This window comes from Microbacterium hydrocarbonoxydans (genome assembly GCF_023715885.1).
Taxonomy (GTDB): Bacteria; Actinomycetota; Actinomycetes; order Actinomycetales; family Microbacteriaceae; genus Microbacterium; species Microbacterium hydrocarbonoxydans_C.
In genome coordinates this window covers 616,249-632,062 of the sequence record NZ_JAMBOY010000001.1, presented here as the reverse complement: position 1 = coordinate 632,062, position 15,814 = coordinate 616,249, and the positions used below count along the sequence as shown (strand labels likewise).

15 protein-coding genes are annotated in these 15,814 nt (G+C 65.4%); 7 read left to right on the top strand and 8 right to left on the bottom strand.

Annotated elements, in window-relative coordinates; all coding sequences use genetic code 11:
* Window positions 1-490: 490 nt before the first annotated feature.
* From M3195_RS03025 to rpmH, 8 genes are all read right to left on the bottom strand, one after another.
* Window positions 491-901: a hypothetical protein gene (locus tag M3195_RS03025; RefSeq protein WP_251585075.1), complete on the bottom strand. Its 411-nt coding sequence runs from the start codon at window positions 899-901 to the stop codon at window positions 491-493.
* 587 nt (window positions 902-1,488) lie between these two features.
* Complete coding sequence (locus M3195_RS03020; protein ID WP_308211569.1) at window positions 1,489-1,932, bottom strand: AAA family ATPase; 444 nt, start codon at window positions 1,930-1,932, stop codon at window positions 1,489-1,491.
* 301 nt (window positions 1,933-2,233) lie between these two features.
* Window positions 2,234-2,866, bottom strand: a complete 633-nt coding sequence (rsmG, locus tag M3195_RS03015) for a 16S rRNA (guanine(527)-N(7))-methyltransferase RsmG (RefSeq protein ID WP_251585072.1) — start codon at window positions 2,864-2,866, stop codon at window positions 2,234-2,236.
* Between the two features lie 31 nt (window positions 2,867-2,897).
* Window positions 2,898-3,389 carry a Jag family protein gene (locus M3195_RS03010; RefSeq protein ID WP_251585070.1) on the bottom strand — a complete coding sequence of 164 codons (492 nt, stop codon included), beginning with the start codon at window positions 3,387-3,389 and terminating at the stop codon, window positions 2,898-2,900.
* On the bottom strand, window positions 3,386-4,456 hold the full coding sequence (gene yidC, locus M3195_RS03005; RefSeq protein WP_251585068.1) for a membrane protein insertase YidC: 1,071 nt from the start codon (window positions 4,454-4,456) through the stop codon (window positions 3,386-3,388). Before yidC ends, M3195_RS03010 begins: the two co-directional genes overlap by 4 nt.
* Before the next feature lie 3 nt (window positions 4,457-4,459).
* Window positions 4,460-4,810, bottom strand: a complete 351-nt coding sequence (yidD, locus tag M3195_RS03000) for a membrane protein insertion efficiency factor YidD (protein ID WP_251585066.1) — start codon at window positions 4,808-4,810, stop codon at window positions 4,460-4,462.
* The gene (gene rnpA / locus M3195_RS02995) at window positions 4,807-5,151 is read right to left on the bottom strand and encodes a ribonuclease P protein component (protein WP_251585064.1); all 345 of its coding nucleotides are present in this window, start codon (window positions 5,149-5,151) and stop codon (window positions 4,807-4,809) included. The genes yidD and rnpA overlap by 4 nt, the downstream gene beginning before the upstream one ends.
* A gap of 6 nt (window positions 5,152-5,157) precedes the next feature.
* Window positions 5,158-5,295: a 50S ribosomal protein L34 gene (gene rpmH, locus M3195_RS02990; protein ID WP_022879826.1), complete on the bottom strand. Its 138-nt coding sequence runs from the start codon at window positions 5,293-5,295 to the stop codon at window positions 5,158-5,160.
* Between the two features lie 319 nt (window positions 5,296-5,614).
* Between rpmH and dnaA the strand changes: the two genes are divergently transcribed.
* From dnaA to M3195_RS02955, 7 genes are all read left to right on the top strand, one after another.
* The gene (gene dnaA, locus M3195_RS02985) at window positions 5,615-7,009 is read left to right on the top strand and encodes a chromosomal replication initiator protein DnaA (protein WP_251585062.1); all 1,395 of its coding nucleotides are present in this window, start codon (window positions 5,615-5,617) and stop codon (window positions 7,007-7,009) included.
* Window positions 7,010-7,502: 493 nt separating this feature from the next.
* The gene (dnaN, locus tag M3195_RS02980; RefSeq protein ID WP_251585060.1) at window positions 7,503-8,645 is read left to right on the top strand and encodes a DNA polymerase III subunit beta; all 1,143 of its coding nucleotides are present in this window, start codon (window positions 7,503-7,505) and stop codon (window positions 8,643-8,645) included.
* Between the two features lie 49 nt (window positions 8,646-8,694).
* Window positions 8,695-9,906, top strand: a complete 1,212-nt coding sequence (gene recF, locus M3195_RS02975) for a DNA replication/repair protein RecF (protein ID WP_251585058.1) — start codon at window positions 8,695-8,697, stop codon at window positions 9,904-9,906.
* Window positions 9,899-10,402, top strand: coding sequence for a DUF721 domain-containing protein (locus M3195_RS02970; RefSeq protein ID WP_251585057.1), 504 nt, complete (start codon window positions 9,899-9,901; stop codon window positions 10,400-10,402). The genes recF and M3195_RS02970 overlap by 8 nt, the downstream gene beginning before the upstream one ends.
* Window positions 10,403-10,520: 118 nt before the next feature.
* Window positions 10,521-12,590: a DNA topoisomerase (ATP-hydrolyzing) subunit B gene (gyrB, locus tag M3195_RS02965; RefSeq protein WP_251585055.1), complete on the top strand. Its 2,070-nt coding sequence runs from the start codon at window positions 10,521-10,523 to the stop codon at window positions 12,588-12,590.
* A gap of 167 nt (window positions 12,591-12,757) precedes the next feature.
* The gene (gyrA, locus tag M3195_RS02960) at window positions 12,758-15,316 is read left to right on the top strand and encodes a DNA gyrase subunit A (protein WP_251585054.1); all 2,559 of its coding nucleotides are present in this window, start codon (window positions 12,758-12,760) and stop codon (window positions 15,314-15,316) included.
* Window positions 15,313-15,717 (top strand): DUF3566 domain-containing protein, encoded by a 405-nt coding sequence (locus M3195_RS02955; protein ID WP_096714173.1) that lies wholly within the window; start codon window positions 15,313-15,315, stop codon window positions 15,715-15,717. Before gyrA ends, M3195_RS02955 begins: the two co-directional genes overlap by 4 nt.
* Window positions 15,718-15,814 lie beyond the last annotated feature (97 nt).

Here is a 15,814-nt window from a genome sequence, read left to right as displayed (position 1 = left end):
AGTCTCGACCAGCTTCGCGGGCTCCGATACTCATTCATGCCAACACCTCGCCGCTGGCCTTCCCCGCAGGGCCGGTCTGTGTGGAATCGGTCCGCGGCCCGGACCCAAGCCGATGTGGTCCGATTCGGCCGAGACCCGGGCCCTGCGCCTGTGTCGTGCTCCGGTATCGCCGCGGTCTCTACACGCGTCGCCCTGCCCGCGACCGTGTTCGCCTTTCGTGTTCTTGCTGAACCCTACGGCCACGCCGCCTGTCCCAGAGGTTTCACGTGAAACGGACAAGTGGGGCGTGTGCGACGTCGCATCAGTCTTTGGGCGGTTCCTAGAGGTCTTGCCGTGGAGCGGCCCAACCCGAGCGCGCCGTCTGTCCAGGTCCGACAGTCCCCGGAGTGACTCAGCCCCGACCCTCTGCTTCTACGCCCTCCCCGTGCGGCTGCCCCCGCCGACCTTCCTGGTACGGCCGTCTCCGCGCGACCGTCCCATGGGAGCGGCTCTACCCGACCATCCCGTCCGTGTCGATCCGGCGGTCCCCAATCCGACTCTCCCCGCGAAGATACCCCTCTGGCCCTCCGCAGCCGCCGATCACATCTGGAAAGACCTCCCATGCGGCCGTGACCCTGGCAGGCATCTCCCCTGTTTTTGCGATCCGCGCGACGCCAACCGATCGAACCGTGTCGACTGCGCTCGCATGATCGGCGCCACGCGCGCGATTGGCGAGCGAAGTTTCACGTGAAACACCGCATACCCTGCCCGTATTTACCAGCTTCGCCGTCAGCTCCACGAGACCGGGATTCACAGTTGCGATGTTCAGGGAGGCAGGATCGAGCCGCCCGACACCGGCAACGCCCGGCACCGTCGGCGACCAGCGCACCGTCGTCTCGATCTCTGAGCGAGAGATCGTCATCGGGTCGCCGCGATCTGCCCGGGATCGAATCCCGCGCGAACGATGAAGTGAGGAGAAAAGGGCCTGAACGGATACGCATCAGTCGCCCACGATCGCACCACCGTGACCAACTCAAGGCGACTCTTGACGCCACGCGGCCGGCGCCGCCTACAGCGCCCTCTGGACGCAGCTCGGTCTCGTCGAATCCAGACCGCGCGGCGGCGCCTCGTTCGATGGCATCGTCACTCGGACGCGGGGCACGCACAGGATGCGCCACCGCGGGTGCGCAGCCCTGTCATCCCCGTCTGAGCTGGCGCGATCGATCATGATCCCACGGTTGAACGGTCACATGGCTTCAGCGACTGACGCGAGTACGACAACCAATCGATAGGTGCGTTTCACGTGAAACGGTGGATACTCCCCCGGGATTCATCGCAGTGAACCCTGCAGCTCCTCCTCGTGAGCATCGGAATGCAAGCTCAGATCGTGGCGGGTACGCACTGCTCTCCCGCGGTCACTCAGCTGTCTACACGTCAGCGCTTGAAGGCATTGGCCGAGCGCACCCCAGGGCACCCGTCCGTCGCGCAGGCGTGACGACGCGCGCCGTTTCACGTGAAACGACGGGTACTGCGCAAGAGGTCGCGTATATGCCGGACGGTCTCGGAAAGTGGTCGGGTGGTGTCGAGTTCTACCGTCGCGGTGGCACGGAGAAGGGGCTCCACCGTCGCGGTGTACTCCAGAATCTCCTGTCGCTCGGCATCCGTCTTGCCGTACGGGTTTCCGTGGCGACGCGCGATCCGCTCGATCATCACCGACGTCGGTGCGGACAGGAGGATGACGTGATCGAAGGCGTCGTAGAGAAGACCTTGGTTCTCGACGGTTCCCGCGACGACGACCTCCTCGAACTCATCGAGCAGAGCCCGGACGCGGTCGAGATCCCACTGGTGCCGGGAGACCTTCCACTCCTCGAGGTCCGTGTCGACGGCCTTCACTCCTCCAGCCGTCAAGGCCTCGACGATTGTCGACTTCCCGACCCCCGACATCCCCGTCACCAGTACCCGCGCCACTCCCCAAACTTACCGCCGGACATCGCCATTCCGTTTCACGTGAAACAGCCCACCACAGCCACGCCGCTCAGCAACGACAGGCGGCACGCAGAGTGACTGACCGCCACCTCTACGCCGGCCGACCAGTGGTCCTCCACCGCGGGCGAAGAGCAGGTATCACGACGCCCGAGCGGAGGTGTGTCCTCGGAATGAGCATCGGGAGGGACCCGCGAAGCGGGAGGGTCCCAGCTCTGCGAATGAAGAGGACACACCGAAGCGTGGAACCGAAGCGCCCAACCCGAGCACCTTACGAACGAACGAAAGCCCGAATCACACGAGTGACTTCGGTATCCGGTAGGACACCCTCGCCCAGAACCTCGACGCGAACGTCCGACAGACGGTACTTCTTGATCTGCTTCTGCGCGGCGTCGATCTCGTTGGCGGCGTTCTTCCCCTTGAGCAGCACAAGCTCTCCGCCGCTTCGGACGAGCGGTGCTGTCCACGGCAGCAGGGTGCGAAGAGCGCTCACCGCACGGGCGGTCACGACGTCGAATCCCTGAGGACGGTCGACTTCTTCAGCGCGGGCACGAAGAACTTCCACGTTGTCGAGGCCGAGTGCGCTCTTCTGCTCCGTGAGCCAGGCGACCCGACGTTCCATGGGCTCGACAAGAGTGATGTGCACGTCAGGGCGCGCTATGGCGAGCACCAATCCGGGAAGTCCGGCACCCGACCCCACGTCGGCGACCGCTCCGTGGAACAGTGGAGCGGCGATGGCGCTGTTGAGAACATGCCTCGTCCAGAGTCGAGGGAGCTCGAGGGGGCCGATCAGCCCGCGCTCTTCGCCGTGGTCAGCGAGCGCGGTCGTGAATTGGCGAGCGATATCGATGCGGTCGCCGAACAACTCAGCGGCGGACGACGGCTCCGCTTCCAGCTCAGTCACCTGACGGATCCTCGATGTTTCACGTGAAACGTCAGTGACGACGCAGAACGGTGTGGCGGTCCGCGCCCTCACCGTACGACTCGGAAACAAGGCCGTGATCTGCTGCGATGTCATGCACCAGCTTGCGCTCGTAACTCGACATGGCAGGCAGGGATGCCTGCGATGCACCGTCCTCCAGCTTTGCGGCAGCGGCGCTCACGAGGGTTTCGAGTTGGCGACGTCGTGTGTCTCGCGATCCGCCGATGTCGAGGATCAGCCGCGAGAACGAGCCGGTCTTGTTCTGCACGGCCAGGCGGGTGAGTTCCTGCAGCGCCTGGACGGTATCGGGTGCCGACAGCAGTGCCAGCGCGTCGCCCTCAGCTTCGACCGAGACGTACGCACGTCCCTGACGCACATCGAGGTTCAAGTCGCCGTCGATGTCGGCGATGTCGAGGAGTTCCTCGAGGTAGTCCGCCGCGACGTCGCCCTCGTTCTCCAGCTGAGCGACCGTCGGCTCGACGGTCTCGGTCAGGTTGTCGGTCATGAACCGCTCCCCTTCTTCTTCGCACGCTTCTTGCCGACCGGCTGCTGGCGCTTCGGTGCCTCGGCCTTGATGCGCTCGGCTTCCTCGAGAAGGCGCTTCTGCTCCGCCTCGTAGCTCGCCATCGAGACGACCTTGCCCGACGAGTCGATCGCCTTGCCTTTGCGAGCGAGGCGCTCTTCGCGAGCCTTCGCGGCGTCGGATCCGGGAGTCGGCATCTCACGGATGACGAGGAACTGCTGGCCCATCGTCCAGAGGTTCGAGATGAACCAGTAGATGACGACGCCGAGCGGGAAGAAGACACCCGAGAAGATGAAGCCCAGCGGCAGCACGTACAGCATGATCTTCTGCATCTGGTACGCCTGGCCGGTCTTGGCCTCGGGCGACAGGTTCTTCGAGATGATCTGCAGCTGCGTGAAGAACTGCGACGCGATCATGAGCACCACGAGCGTGACGAGGATGATGATCGCGGTGGTGTTCTGCGCGTCGATCGCGTTGCCCAGCGTCTCGTGCAGCGAAGCGACGCCGAACAGCTTGGCGTCGTAGAACTCTTTGGTGAGCTCCGGGCTGAGGAAGCCGACGCCTCCGATACCCGCCTTGGCGTGCTTGCTGACATCACTCAGCACGCTGTACAGCGAGAAGAACACCGGCATCTGCACGAGGAGAGGCAGACAGCTCGACATCGGCGTCGTGCCATGCTTCTTGTACAGCGCCATGGTCTCGCGGCTCATCGCCTCGCGGCTGAGCTGGTCCTTCTTACCGCGATACTTCTCCTGTACTTTTCGCAGTTCAGGAGCGATTTCCATCATCTTGCGCTGGCTCTTGATCTGCTTCACGAACAGCGGGATGAGAGCAGCGCGGACCACGATCACGAGGCCAACGATCGATAGCACCCAGGTGAGACCGGATGCCGCCGGCATGCCGACCGCGGTCAGCAGCCAATGCCAGGCGACCAGCACCATCTCGACGAGCCACTTGAGCGGCCACAGGATGGTCCCGAGCAGATCGAATCCGCCGGAAGCGGGCTCCGGCGAGGGGGTGGTACTGGCGAGCAGAAGGTCTAGACCCACCGTTCAATCCTTTCGGGCAGGGACGACGAAACCGCGAGCGGTCAGGTCATGGCGGAAGTGTTCGTGCGGACGGACGTCATCGACGCCACCGCGAGTCCAGGGATTGCAACGGAGGATGCGCCATGCCGAGAGCAGAGCCCCCTTCACCGCGCCGTGCTGTTGCACCGCTCCTACAGCGTAAGCGGAGCAGGAGGGGTAGTACGCACACACATCGCCATACAGAGGGGAGATGACCTTCCGATACCCCGCGAGGAACCCGAGCACCAGATTGCGCGGGATCAGAGGGATGCTGCGCACGAGGTCGTGCGAATGCAGATGCGCTGTCCCGATGGACGACGCCGGCAGGGCGGTCATGCCCGCACCTGCGAGAGCCGACCGAGACAGCGGTTCACGTCGGCGCTGAGCTCGGCGTAGCTCGCCGAGGCAGATGCGGGAAGGGCACGGATGACGACATCCGTGCCCTCGGGCACCCGATCGAGCGCTTCCGCGCAGACGGCTTTCAAGCGCCGTCGAACGGTATTGCGCACCACTGCGGTGCCGACCTGCTTGCTGATGATGAATCCGAACCTCGCGGCCCTGCTCTCGCCCGTCGTCAGCATCGAGGTGACGACCCGGGCCCCGCCACAGCGCGATCCGCGTCGAACGACCAGTCGATAGTCGCTCCCGCGTGTCAGACGAAACGGGCGGGCGAGCACAGCGGATTACGCGGAGAGCTCGGTGCGGCCCTTCGCACGGCGGGCCGAGAGGATGGCGCGGCCGGCGCGGGTGCGCATGCGGGCGCGGAAGCCGTGCTTCTTGGCGCGACGACGGTTGTTGGGCTGGAAGGTGCGCTTGCTCATGGGATCACTCCGGGAATGCTGCCACCGGAACCTGTATCGACCGGAGACATAGGGAACTGCCGTTCAGGCATAAGTCAACCGATTAAGGGTACGTCCTGCCGGCGCGCAGAGCAAATCTGCGCGCTCGTCCGGTCGTGCGCCGGCAGGATCCGCACAGCCATTATCCACAACCTCGCGGGCGCACGTCCGTGCAACACGCGCGCGTCTTTCCCAGGCCAGGTTGCCGTTCACGGCCGCGGTGACTACCGTGGCATCCGAAGTTATCCACAGGGGGGCGCGTTCCACGACGACCCTCCGCGATCCCCCGTTCCGGAGCGTCATGTCCTCACCAGCCCAGCCTGACGTTCCGATCTGGACCACGGTGCAGGAGCTGCTCGTCGCGGATGACCGCGTGACCCCCCAGCTGCAGGGCTTCCTCAGCCTCGCCGTCCCGGCGGGCGTGATGGCCGCGACGCTCTATCTCGAGGTGCCCAACGACCTCACCGCCGCGCAGATCAACAAGCGCCTGCGCCTTCCGATCATGGAGGCGCTGTCGCACATCGGCGACGAGGTCACCTCTTACCGCACGGTCGTGAATCACGAGCTGGCCGAGCAGCCGACCGCACCCATCGCCGTCGCCGACTTCGGTCGCCAGGAGCCGGTTCGCATCGAGTCGCCCATGGAACAGGCTCCGGCGCCGATGCGCCACGAATCCCGGCTGAACCCGAAGTACACCTTCGACAACTTCGTCATCGGCCAGTCCAACCGCTTCGCGCACGCGGCCGCGGTCGCTGTGGCCGAAGCCCCGGCCAAGGCGTACAACCCGCTCTTTATCTACGGAGACTCCGGCCTCGGCAAGACCCACCTCCTCCACGCGATCGGCGACTACGCGCAGTCCCTCTACGCGGGCGTCAAGGTGCGGTACGTCTCGAGCGAGGAGTTCACGAACGACTTCATCAACTCGATCGCGAACAACCGGGGCGCCGCCTTCCAGGCCCGTTATCGCGACGTCGACATCCTCCTCATCGACGACATCCAGTTCCTCCAGGGACGTGCCGAGACGCAGGAGGCCTTCTTCCACACGTTCAACACGCTGCACGACCACAACAAGCAGGTCGTGATCACGAGCGATGTGGCCCCCAAGCACCTCACGGGCTTCGAGGACCGGATGCGGAGTCGCTTCGAGTGGGGCCTCATCACCGACGTGCAGGCGCCGGACCTCGAGACGCGTATCGCGATCCTTCGCAAGAAGGCGCAGAGCGAGGCGCTGCACATCCCCGACGAGGTGCTCGAGTACATCGCGACCGTCGTGTCGTCGAACATCCGAGAGCTCGAGGGCGCGCTGATCCGCGTATCGGCCTTCGCGAGCCTCAACCGCTCGTCGCTCGACATCTCTCTCGCGCAGACCGTGCTCCGCGACATCGTCGACACGGCGGAGGACAACGTCATCTCGCCGACCGACATCATCACGGCGACCGCGCAGTACTTCAAGCTGACGGTCGACGACCTCTACGGCTCGAGCCGGTCGCAGCAGATCGCGACCGCACGACAGATCGCGATGTATCTGTGCCGTGAGCGCACGAGCCTCTCACTGCCGAAGATCGGGCAGCTGTTCGGCAACCGCGATCACACGACGGTGATGTACGCCTACAAGAAGATCAGCGAGCTCATGAAGGAACGTCGCTCGATCTACAACCAGGTCACCGAGATCACCACGCAGCTCGGACGACGCTGAAGCTCGTCCTCCTTCGGAAGAGGGGTGCAGGGTCCGTCAGGACGCTGCACCCCTCTTCTCGTCGCGGTTCGTGCCGATACCGGCATCCGCTCGATGCCCTTTTGCACATGTGGATAACTTGTGGATGAAGACGTCCGAGATCGGGACGGATGTGGGGGAAACCCAGCAACCTGTGGATAACCCCGTGATCGGATACAGACGTGAGGATGCCGTCCACCCGCGTATTCCTCAGGGATTCCACAACTGACAGTCGTGTAGTTCCCTACTCGCGTCTGCTTTCCACCGACTTATCCACAGTATCCACAGCCGTTAACACCGTTAAGGAGTTAATCCGATTCAGGGGCGATCCGATCACCAGACGGTGGGGAAAGTTCGCCGAACCGGCGGAATCGCACGAGCGTAGGGATCGGAGCATCTGTGGGGCTAGCATGGGAAGCCCTGCACTGGCAGGACCGATCACGACGCGTCACAGAACGACGACAAGGGAGCACCCGTGAGGTTTCAGGTCAACCGCGATGTCTTCAGCGAGGCTGTGTCCTTCGTCGTCAAGCTCCTCCCGCAGCGCAACCCGCAGCCGATCCTGGCGGGCGTGCTCATCGAAGCGGATGACGCAGGTCTGACGCTGTCGGCCTTCGACTACGAGGCATCCGCGCGCACGACCATCGAGGCGACTGTCGAGACGCCGGGGACGATCCTCGTCCACGGCCGTCTGCTCTCCGACATCGCGAGCCGCCTCCCGAATGCTCCGATCGAGATCGCCGTCGAGGACGACGGCGGCATCACGGTCACCTGCGGTTCCGCCCGATTCACCCTCGCCGCCATGCCCGTCGAGGAATACCCCTCGATCCCCGAGGTCTCGGGCTCCTCCGGCGTCGTCCCGGCCGACGAGTTCGGCACCGCGATCTCCCAGGTCGGCTTCGCCGCGTCCCGCGACGACGTGACTCCAGTGCTCACCGGTGTGCAGCTGGAGGTCTCGGGCCAGAGCCTCAGCCTCGTCGCGACCGATCGCTACCGGGTGTCGCTGCGCGACGTGCCGTGGGACGGTGAGACCGTCGAGAACACCGCTCTCGTCCCGGCGCGCACCCTGCTCGAGGTCGGGAAGACGTTCGGCCATGCCGGAACGATCCAGGTCGCGTTCTCCGGAGCCGGCGATCGCGAGATCATCGCGTTCACCGCCGGCAACAAGACGGTGACGTCGCTGCTCATCAAGGGCAACTTCCCGCCGGTGCGTCGACTGTTCCCTGAGCAGACCGACCACTACGCCGTCGTGAACACCGCCGACCTCGTCGAAGCCGTCCGTCGTGTGTCGCTGGTGCTCGACCGCGCGGCTCCGCTGCGCTTCACGTTCTCGAGCGACAGCGTCACGATGGACGCGTCGGGCAGCGAGCACGCCCGAGCCTCCGAGTCGGTCGACGCGATCCTTTCCGGCGGGGACGAGGTCACGCTCGGCCTCAACCCGCAGTACTTGATCGAGGCGCTGGGAGCGGTGAAGAGCGAGTTCGTGCGCGTGACGTTCACGTCGAGTGACAATGCGAACAAGCTGAGCCCGGTTCTCATCACCAGCCAGACCTCGGTCGACCAGGCAGGTCTGGACTCGTTCAAGTACCTGCTGCAGCCGAACCTGCTGCTCCGCTGATCTTCGTCGCCGGCGGTCGACTGTCGGGGGCCGAAGGTAGGCTGACTCCGTGATCGTGGAGCATCTGAGCCTGGTGGATTTCCGCAATTACGCGACTGCCGAACTCGCTCTGCACAAGGGGCCGAACGTTCTGGTCGGCCGGAACGGCCAGGGCAAGACCAACCTCGCCGAGGCTGTCGTCTTCCTCGCCACACTCGGCTCGCACCGGGTGTCGTCCGACGCCCCCATGGTGCGTGATGGTCAGGAGTTCGCGATCATCCGCGCTCGACTCTCCCACGGCGAGCGTCGGGTGCTCACCGAGGTGCAGCTCAACCGCCAGGGCTCGAACAAGGCCCGCATCAACGGCTCGCCGTCGAAGACGAGTGAGCTCCCGCGCTACGCGCACGTCGTGCTCTTCGCCCCCGAAGACCTGCAGATCGTGCGCGGTGATCCGTCGTCCAGGCGCCGCTTCGCCGATCAGCTGCTGATCCAGCGAACACCTCGTCTGTCGGCGGTCCTCGCCGACTACGATCGCGTGCTCAAGCAGCGAACCGCGCTGCTCAAGTCCGCGCGAGCCCGCGGCATCCGAGGCGATGCGCTCAGCACGCTCGACGTGTGGGATGACAAGCTCGTGGCCCTCGGATCCGAGATCATCGCCGCGCGGCAGCGGTTGGCCGCCGACCTGCAGCAGCCCGTGAGCGACGCCTACACCGCGATCGCCGGCGCCGATCATCAGCCCCAGCTCGAGTGGGCGCTCTCGGTCAGGGGCGGCGACCCCGAAGAGGGCGAGGCCGAGACGCTCATCGGCGACGACGGATCGCTGAGTCTCGCCAAGTGCGCCGAGATGTTCCGGGCGTCGTTGCTGGCGAAGCGCACGCAAGAGCTCAACCGTGGCCTCACGTTGACCGGACCCCACCGCGACGACCTGATCCTGCGCGTCCGCGGCCTCCCGGTGAAGGGCTACGCCTCGCACGGGGAATCCTGGTCGGTCGCGCTCGCGCTCCGGCTCGCGTCGGCCGAACTGCTGCGCAGCGAATCGCCCGCCGGCGATCCCGTGCTGATCCTCGACGACGTCTTCGCCGAGCTCGACGCCGACCGGCGTCAGCGTCTCGCCTCGCTGACGGCGGGCTACGAGCAGGTGGTCGTCACCGCCGCGGTGGAGGAGGATATCCCCGAGGTATTGCACGCCCATGTGGTGCGGATCACCGCGGGCACCATCAGCGACGAGCGAGAGGTTGCGCCGGAAGACGACGCGGGCGGAAAGGCGGATGACGATGACTGATACGACGACCGTTCCGGCATCCGACGCCCCCGAGACCGTCGCGACGTATCTGCGCCTGCGCGGGCTCCAGCCCAGTTCGAAGAACTGGAAGCGCAAGAGGCGGGTCGTCACCGACGATGACAACGCACCGTTCACTCCCGGACGCGATCCCGGTTCGCTCGGAGCCGTACTCGACAAGCTCAGCCGTGACTCGGGCTGGCAGACGACGCTCGCCCGGGAGGATCTCGTGCGACAGTGGGGCGACCTGGCCGGTGCCGACACCGCCAAGCACTCCGAGCCCGTCTCGCTCGAGCGGGGTCTGCTCACCGTCAAGTGCGATTCGACGGCTTGGGCGAAGAACCTCCAATACATGCGCGGCACCATCCTCACCGAGATCGGTCGACGGTATCCGGATGCCGGGGTCGAGAACCTCCGCTTCATCGGACCGGACGTACCCTCCTGGAAATGGGGTCCCAGAGTCGTTCCAGGACGGGGCCCGCGCGATACCTACGGGTAGGGCACCATGCAAGGGGTCTGACACGCTCAGAGGGCCACACGCGGCCTCTGAGCCGCATTTCTCATCGAAAGCCCGCTAGACTGGGAGTTCGACATATCGATGTGGAGAACGCCCGCTGATGACGCCTGAATCCCCTGCTGACGAGACGGAATCGACCGACGGAGGCACCCCCGAGAACGCGGGCACCCCGGCACCGAAGGCTCAGCAGCCCGGTGAGTACGGCGCCGACTCGATTCAGATCCTCGAAGGTCTCGAGGCGGTCCGCAAGCGACCCGGCATGTACATCGGATCGACGGGACCCCGCGGTCTGCACCACCTCGTGTACGAGATCGTCGACAACTCGGTCGACGAAGCTCTCGCCGGATACGCCGACACCATCCTCGTCACGCTGCTCGAGGACGGCGGAGTGCGCGTGATCGACAACGGCCGCGGCATCCCCGTCGACCCGCACTCGTCCGACCCGTCCAAGTCGACCGTCGAGGTCGTGCTGACGATCCTGCACGCCGGCGGCAAGTTCGGCGGCGGCGCGTACGCCGTTTCGGGTGGTCTGCACGGGGTCGGCTCCTCTGTGGTGAACGCCCTTTCCACTCGCTTCGAGGTCGAGGTCAAGCAGAAGGGCTTCGTCTGGCGGCACAGCTTCGCGAACGGCGGCGCTCCGCAGCAGAAGCTCGAGAAGGGCGAGTCGACCGACCAGACCGGAACCGCGATCACGTTCTGGCCGGATGCCGAGATCTTCCAGGAGACCGTCGAGTTCGACTACGACACCCTCCGCACCCGCTTCCAGCAGATGGCCTTCCTCAACAAGGGCCTGCGCATCGAGCTCTCCGACGAGCGCCCCGGATCCGCCTATGAGGTGGAGCACGAGGGCGAGACGATCACGAAGCAGCCGAGCGACGTCTTCTTCTACGAGCGCGGCCTCGTCGACTACGTCGAGTACCTGAACAAGGTCCGTCACGCCGAGGTCGTGAACGAGGAGATCATCGCGTTCGAGTCGGAGGACACCGCGCGCAAGATCTCGCTCGAGGTCGCGATGCAGTGGACGACCTCGTACACCGAGAACGTGTTCACCTACGCGAACACCATCAACACCCACGAGGGCGGCACGCACGAAGAGGGTTTCCGTGCAGCGCTGACCACTCTGGTGAACCGTTACGCCCGCGCGAACAACCTTCTCAAGGAGAAGGACGACAACCTCTCGGGCGACGACGTGCGCGAGGGTCTCACGGCCGTCATCTCGATCAAGCTCGGCGAGCCGCAGTTCGAGGGTCAGACGAAGACGAAGCTCGGGAACACCGAGGCGAAGGCGTTCGTGCAGAAGGTCGTCGGCGATCAGCTCGGCGACTGGTTCGACCGCAATCCCGCGCAGGCCAAGAACGTGATCCGCAAGGCGATCGACGCGGCCACTGCTCGTCTCGCCGCCCGCAAGGCGCGCGAGACCGCCCGCCGCAAGAGCGTCTTCGAGTCGGCGGCGATGCCCGACAAGCTCAAGGACTGCACGAGCAAGGATCCGTCGATCAGCGAGATCTTCCTCGTCGAGGGCGACTCGGCCGGCGGGTCCGCTGTCCAGGGTCGGGACCCGCACACGCAGGCGATCCTCGCGCTCCGAGGCAAGATCCTCAACGTCGAGCGCGCCCGCCTCGACAAGGCCCTCGGCAACAAAGAGGTCCAGGCGATGATCCAGGCTTTCGGCACGGGCATCGGCGAGGACTTCGACATCGAGAAGGCCCGCTATCACAAGATCGTGCTGATGGCGGATGCCGATGTCGACGGCCAGCACATCACGACGCTGCTGCTCACGATGCTCTTCCGCTATATGCGGGGGCTCATCGAGGCCGGCTTCGTGTACCTCGCCATGCCGCCGCTGTACCGCCTCAAGTGGTCGAACTCGCCGCACGAGTACGTGTTCAGCGACGCCGAGCGCGATGCGCTGCTGAAGTACGGCCTCGACAACGGCAAGCGGATCCCGAAGGATGCCGGCATCCAGCGCTACAAGGGTCTCGGCGAGATGAACGCCAAGGAGCTGTGGGAGACCACGATGGACCACACCACCCGCACGCTCCGGCAGGTGACCATCGAGGATGCCGCGGCGGCCGACGAGATCTTCAGCGTGCTGATGGGTGAGGACGTCGAGTCTCGACGGAGCTTCATCCAGCGCAACGCCAAGGACGTCCGCTTCCTCGACATCTGACCCTTATACACACACGCGAATCGGAGGCTGCCGACACGCATGACGTGAGGACGCAGGGATGCCGCGGAGCGAGCATCGAGAGGGGCCCGCGAAGCGGGAGGGTTCCCGCTCTGCGAGCGAAGCGGCATCCCGGAGTCCGGTAGCCAAGACAGAATCGAAACAGACATATGACTGACGACATCCGCCCCGAGCCGGAACACGACCACGGCCGGATCGACCAGGTCGACCTGCAGTCCGAGATGCAGCGCAGCTATCTCGACTACGCGATGGCCGTCATCGTGGGGCGCGCGCTCCCCGATGTCCGTGACGGACTCAAGCCCGTGCATCGCCGTGTGATCTACGGCATGTACGACGGCGGCTTCCGCCCCGACAAGTCGTTCTCGAAGTGCGCGCGTGTGGTCGGCGAGGTCATGGGGCAGTACCACCCGCACGGCGACTCGGCGATCTACGACGCCCTCGTCCGCCTCGTGCAGCCGTGGTCGCTGCGCTATCCGCTCGCGCTCGGTCAGGGCAACTTCGGCTCTCCCGGCAACATGGGCGCCGCGGCCCCTCGATACACCGAGACCAAGATGGCTCCGCTCGCGCTCGAGATGGTGCGCGACATCGAAGAGGACACGGTCGACTTCACCGACAACTACGACGGGCAGACGCAGGAGCCGACCGTGCTCCCCGCGCGCTTCCCGAACCTCCTGGTCAACGGCTCGGTCGGAATCGCGGTCGGCATGGCGACCAACATCCCGCCGCACAACCTCCGCGAGGTCTCGGCTGCAGCGCTGTGGGCGCTCGACAACCCGGGGCTTCCGCGCGAGGAGCTCGTCGAAGGTCTGATCCAGCGCATCCCCGGCCCGGACTTCCCGACCGGTGCGCAGATCCTCGGCACGAAGGGCGTGCACGAGGCGTATCGCACGGGTCGCGGCTCGATCACGATGCGCGCTGTCGTCAACGTCGAGGAGATCCAGGGTCGCACCTGCCTCGTGATCACCGAGCTGCCGTACCAGGTGAACCCCGACAACGTGGCGGTCAAGATCGGCGATCTGGCGCGCGACGGCAAGATCACCGGCATCGCCGACATCCGCGACGAGTCGTCCGACCGCACCGGCCAGCGTCTCGTCGTCGTCCTCAAGCGGGATGCCGTCGCAAAGGTCGTGCTGAACAACCTGTACAAGCACACTCAGCTGCAGGAGAACTTCGGCGCGAACATGCTCGCGATCGTCGACGGCGTGCCGCGCACGCTCGGCATCGACGGGTTCGTCACGAACTGGATCACCCACCAGCTCGAGGTCATCGTCCGCCGCACGCGGTTCCGTCTCGCGAAGGCCGAGCGGCGCATGCACATCCTGCGCGGATACCTGAAGGCGCTCGATGCGCTCGACGAGGTCATCGCCCTCATCCGCCGGTCGGCGACCGTCGAAGACGCGCGCGACGGACTGAAGAAGCTGCTCGACATCGACGACGACCAGGCGCAGGCGATCCTCGACATGCAGCTGCGTCGACTGGCCGCCCTCGAGCGCCAGAAGATCCTCGACGAGGCCGCCGAACTCGAGCGACTGATCGCCGAGTACAACGCGATCCTCGGCGACGAAGCCCTGCAGCGTGACATCATCCGCGAGGAGCTCACGGGGATCGTCGACCGTTTCGGCGACGAGCGTCGCACGCACATCCTGCACGGCTTCGACGGCGACGTGTCGATGGAGGACCTCATCGCCGAGGAGGAGATGGTCGTCACCGTCACGCGTGAGGGCTACATCAAGCGCACGCGCAGCGACAACTACCGCTCGCAGCACCGGGGCGGCAAGGGCGTGAAGGGTGCGCAGCTGAGGGCCGACGACATCGTCGAGCACTTCTTCGTCACGACCACGCACCACTGGCTGCTCTTCTTCACCGATAAGGGCCGCGTCTACCGGTCGAAGACCTACGAGGTGCCGGAGGCCGGTCGCGACGCCAAGGGCACGCACGTCGCGAACCTCCTCGCGCTGCAGCCCGACGAGAAGATCGCGCAGATCCTCGACATCCGCGACTACGAGGTGGCCGACTACCTCGTGCTCGCGACGCGCGACGGCCTCGTGAAGAAGACGAGCCTCGCCAGCTACGACACCAACCGTCAGGGCGGTGTCATCGCGATCCGCCTGAACGATGAGGACGAGCTGGTGTCGGCGCTCATGGTGAACGCCGAGGATGACATCCTGCTCATCAGCCGCAAGGGGATGTCGGTGCGGTTCAGCGCCACCGACGAGGCGCTGCGTCCGATGGGCCGGGCCACCGCCGGCGTGAAGGGCATGAAGTTCCGCGAGGGCGACAGCCTGCTGTCGGCCTCGGTGGCCGCCCCCGGTCAGTACGTCTTCGTGGTCACCGACGGCGGCTACGCGAAGCGCACCGCGATCGACGAATACCGGGTCCAGGGACGCGGCGGATACGGCATCAAGGTCGCCAAGCTCAACGACGATCGGGGCACTCTCGCGGGTGGTCTGATGGTGTCGGAGGACGACGAGGTCTTGGTGGTTCTGTCCAGCGGCAAGGTGGTACGCTCTGCCGTGGCCGAGGTGCCCGCCAAGGGCCGCGACACCATGGGAGTGGTGTTCGCACGGACGTCGGAAGCCGACCGCATCCTCGCCATCGCCCGCAATGGTGAGCGGGGCCTCGCCGAGGAAGAGGAATCGGCCGAGGCGGAGTCGGACTCCCCCACCGCCTCCCCCGAGACACAGAATCCTGAGGACACAGACGCATGAGCACAGTAGCCGACAAGCTGGCGAAGAAGTCCACGCGCAAGACGGGCGGCAAGCAGGTTCGCCTGCGCCTCGTCTACGTCGACTTCTGGTCGGCCGTGAAGCTCTCCTTCCTGGGAGCCGTCGCGCTCGCGATCGTCACGATGGTGTCGTTCTTCCTGATCTACCTCGTGCTGCAGGCGACGGGCATCCTGTCCCAGGCCGACGACTTCATCGGCACCATCACCGACAACTCGGTGCGGATCTCGGAGATCGCCGGTCTGCCGCAGGTCATGGCCTTCGCGGCTGTCGTGTCGATCCTCAACCTGATCGTCTTCACGGTGCTCGGCGCGGTCGTCGCCGGCATCTACAACCTCGCTGTGAAGGTGACGGGCGGCCTGCTCGTCGGCTTCATGTCGAACTGACCCGGACGAACGACGAGAGGGGCGGATGCTGCGGCATCCGCCCCTTCTGCGTTCCTGGAATCACGAAGAAAACAAAATCTGTGAAGTTTTTTGTTTT